This window comes from Mesorhizobium sp. M7A.F.Ca.CA.004.04.2.1 (genome assembly GCF_004022825.1).
Taxonomy (GTDB): domain Bacteria; phylum Pseudomonadota; class Alphaproteobacteria; order Rhizobiales; family Rhizobiaceae; genus Mesorhizobium.
The window spans coordinates 1-3,594 of the sequence record NZ_RZPH01000631.1 but is presented as its reverse complement, the minus strand read 5'-3'; the positions used below and the strand labels follow the sequence as shown (position 1 = coordinate 3,594).

At 63.5% G+C, this 3,594-nt stretch carries 5 protein-coding genes; 1 reads left to right on the top strand and 4 read right to left on the bottom strand.

Annotation, left to right across the window (positions count from 1 at the left end):
- From EN893_RS24145 to EN893_RS24130, 4 genes are all read right to left on the bottom strand, one after another.
- On the bottom strand, nt 1–378 hold a 378-nt coding region (locus tag EN893_RS24145; RefSeq protein WP_206640164.1), incomplete at its 3' end, for a membrane dipeptidase.
- A 139-nt stretch (nt 379–517) separates the two neighbouring features.
- Complete coding sequence (locus EN893_RS24140) at nt 518–817, bottom strand: GNAT family N-acetyltransferase (protein ID WP_013529296.1); 300 nt, start codon at nt 815–817, stop codon at nt 518–520.
- 2 nt (nt 818–819) lie between these two features.
- Nucleotides 820–1,440, bottom strand: coding sequence for an alpha/beta hydrolase (locus EN893_RS24135; RefSeq protein ID WP_127268953.1), 621 nt, complete (start codon nt 1,438–1,440; stop codon nt 820–822).
- Nucleotides 1,441–1,444: 4 nt separating this feature from the next.
- A complete protein-coding gene (locus tag EN893_RS24130; protein WP_127268952.1) occupies nt 1,445–2,377 on the bottom strand; it encodes a VOC family protein in 933 nt (310 codons plus the stop codon).
- Between the two features lie 226 nt (nt 2,378–2,603).
- On the opposite strand from EN893_RS24130, the gene EN893_RS24125 reads away from it, so the two are divergent.
- Nucleotides 2,604–3,594 (top strand): sulfatase-like hydrolase/transferase (locus EN893_RS24125; RefSeq protein ID WP_164901063.1); only part of this gene is annotated, 991 nt, incomplete at its 3' end.

The window sequence follows — 3,594 nt, the reverse complement described above, 5'->3', positions numbered from 1 at the left end:
GCCTTTCGCCATGGCACCGCGCACATCGCCGGCGCTGCGGCAGACGGTGAGCGCTCCGGCCCGTTCCAGCCTGAACAGGATCGAGGCCATCGCGATGGTCGAGGTCAGCGCCTCATTGCGCGGAACCTCGGGGGGCAGCGGTTCGGCGGCGCTCGGCGCCAGGGGCACGGCGCCGCGCCTGGATTTCTCGACAGGTGGCGGAAAGATGGCGAACATGCCCCCGGCGAAGCCGCCGGCTTTCGCGCGCGGCAGGTCGATATGGCCGCCCGATTTCCCCTCGATGAACAGCTTTTCGACGTCCGTGTCTTTCGACTGATAGAGTCTGAGCAACGTATCATTGTGGCCGTCGAAGACGGGAACGAGATCGGTTTCGGTCATAGGGGATCATTCGGTTCGTTTGTCGGCGGCGGCTGAGATATACCATACCTACTTAGGCAGGATGCGCCACCCGCGCAAATGCCAGACCGCCCCGGGAGGATGGCAGCCGCTTGCCGCAACGTTTCAGGCAACGAAATCCCTACCGCTTCAGCACGTCGGCCCATTCCTGATGGCGGCGGAACTGGGCGTTGGCGAACGGGCAGAGCGGGATGATCTTCTTACCCGCCGCACGCGCATCCTCGACGGCGCGGGTGACGAGGCGAAGCCCGGCACCCTGGCCGCGAAAGACGTCCGGCACTTCGGTGTGGTCGATGATGATCTGGTGCTCACCGATCTTGGTGAAGGTCATCTCGGCCTCTGCGCCATCGGGTCCACGCAGGACATAGCGGCCCTTGGAACCGCGATCCTCAAGTTCGATCTCAGGCAGTTGGTCAGGCATCGCTATGCTCCTTGGGCAGCATCGGCAAAGAACCGCCGTGCCGCCTCGATCTCGTTTGGCCGCACCTCGTGCCCGCCATCGTGCCATTCCACTGTGACATCGGCGCCGTCGGCACGCAAATAGGCCTCGAGCCGCGTGGTCAGGTTCGGCGGGCAGATCGGATCGCGCTTGCCGGCGGTCATCAGAATATGGCGGCCGGCGAGACTGCCCTTCACCTGCGGCTCGAACGGGATCAGCGGATGCATCAGCACCGACGCGTCGAACAGGGCTGGAACCGCGAACACCACCGAGGCCAGGACATTGGCGCCGTTGGAATAGCCGAGACCCAGCACGGCCGATGGCTTCGCTGCTTCGACATGGGCCTTGACGAAGCCCGCCATCCTGATCGTCGCCCGTGCCAGATCCTCCATGTCGTAGACGCCCTCGCCGGTGCGGCGGAAGAAGCGCGCAGCACCTTGTTCGGACACATCGCCGCGCGGCGAGATAATGGTTGCCTGGGGCGCGAGATCGCGCCCCAGCGACAGAAGCTGGCTCTCATCGCCTCCAGTGCCATGGAAGACGAACAGCAATGGACCACCCGGCGAACCGGGCAGCAGCTTGTAGATGTAAGCGTCCTTGCTCATGACCTCAGCCTTCCAGTCTCTGCAGATGCTGTTCCAGATACGGCCGCAGGTGCTGGTGCTGCGACGGCAGCTTCAGCGCCTCGCCCAGATGAGCGGTATCCTCGTCGCGATCGAAACCCGGCTCGTTGGTGGCGACTTCGAACAGCACGCCACCCGGTGTGCGGAAATAGATCGCCCAGAAGTAGTCGCGATCGATCACCGGCGTCACCCCATAACCGGTGTCCATCAACGCCTTGCGTACCTCGAGCTGCCTGGCGCGGTTCTCGACCGCGAAGGCGACGTGATGGACAGAGCCGGCACCGAGATCGGCGAAGGCCGTGCTCGGCAGCGATTCGATGTCGATGACGTCGGCGCCATTGCCGTTCTTCACCGCCAGCCGCCTGAGATTGCCGGACTTGTCGACTTCCTCATAGCCCATGAACTTCAGCAGCTCCTCGGTGGCGCCGCCATCCTTCAGCCTGAGCGATACCGAATGTAAACCGCGGATCGCCTGGTCGACCGGAACACCGCCTTTCGCCCAGGGTGCTCTGCCGTCACCCTTGCCCTCGACCAGCGCGAAGCCGTCACCATCCGGTCCGGCAAAAGCCAGGCGCTTCTCGCCGAAGGTCTCTTCGCGCGACAGGCCGGTGACGCCCTCATCGGCAAAACGGCTTTCCCAATAGCCAAGCGTGCCTTCCGGCACCGAGTAGACGGTGGTTCCGACTTCCCCGACCCCATGCCGGCCCTTGCCTATATCGGGGAAAGGGAAATAGGTCATCACCGAACCCGGCGTGCCGGTCTCGTCACCGTAATAGAGGTGGTAGACGTCGGGCGCGTCGAAATTGACGGTCTTCTTGACCCGGCGCTGGCCGAGTTTCCTGGTGAAGAATTCGTTGTTCTGGCGGGCATCCCTGGCCATCGATGTGACGTGATGCAGGCCCTTGATCTGGTCGAGCATTGTCTTGCTCCTTCCTTGGTGCATGTGCGGCCCTCGCCGCTGTCCACGCCAATATGAGGACCAGAGCAGTTTAGGCAAAGGCGGCAAACACAGAATGGACTGTGTCGTAAAAGTGAACGATGGAACAAGGTTCGTTCACCAATTGGCCCGCAGAGTCGGGCTTGCGCCGTGGCCGGAATTCGGTTCCATGAACGGCGTTCGACATCCCGCGAAAAAGGTATCGTGAGTGACTGGAAAAGCCAGGCGGCCCAACATTCTCCTGATCACATGCGATCAGTGGCGTGGCGATTGTCTGTCCGCAGCCGGCCATCCGGTCGTGCAGACGCCCAATACCGACGCTTTGGCCGCGGAGGGTGTGCTGTTCAAGCGGCACTATGGCGGCGCGGCACCCTGTTCGCCCGCTCGCGCCTGCCTCTACACCGGCCTCTACCAGATGAACAACCGCGTCTGCCGCAACGGCACGCCGCTCGACGCTCGCCACGGCAACATCGCGCTCTCGGCTCGCGCCCTGGGCTATGATCCGACGCTGTTCGGCTACACCGACGTCTCGCTCGATCCGCGCCTGCTGGCGCCGGGCGATCCGCGGCTGCAAAGCTATGAAGGCGTGCTGCCGGGCTTTACGGTGCGCCAGTTGCTGCCCGAGCACCAGAAGCAATGGCTATCCTGGCTGGAACTGCAAGGTGTCGACGCCAGCGCCGGGTCCCCCGACATCCACCGTCCGCTGGCCGACGGCGTGGCCGGGACCATCAGCAACGCGCCGCCCGTCTACTCCGGGCAACAAACGCCGGCGGCTTTCCTGACCGGCGAATTCACGCGTTGGCTTGGCGAACAGGAGGACGCCACGCCGTGGTTCGCGCATCTTTCCTTCATCAGCCCGCACCCGCCTTTCATTGTGCCGGAGCCCTACAACACGATGTACGATCCGGCTGACAGCCCGGCCTTCCGGCGCGCGGCAAGCTGGCACGAAGAGGCGGAAAACCATCCCTATCTTGCCTATGATCTCGGCCGGCAGAAACAGATAAAATTCCGCCCAGACGCCAGAGGCAAGGTGCACGACTGGAGCGATGACGATTTTCGCCGCATCCGCGCGATCTATTACGGCATGATTTCCGAGGTCGATGCGCAACTCGGCTGCGTCTGGAAAGCGGTTAAGGCCGCAGGCGCGTGGGACGACACCATCATCGTTCTGACCTCGGACCATGCCGAGATGATGGGCG

Excerpts from the sequence above, each read along its gene's own strand:
- EN893_RS24130 (WP_127268952.1), bottom strand. The coding sequence starts at position 2,377 with ATGCTCGACCAGATCAAGGGCCTGCATCACGTCACATCGATGGCCAGG.
- EN893_RS24140 (WP_013529296.1), bottom strand. The coding sequence starts at position 817 with ATGCCTGACCAACTGCCTGAGATCGAACTTGAGGATCGCGGTTCCAAG.
- EN893_RS24135 (WP_127268953.1), bottom strand. The coding sequence starts at position 1,440 with ATGAGCAAGGACGCTTACATCTACAAGCTGCTGCCCGGTTCGCCGGGT.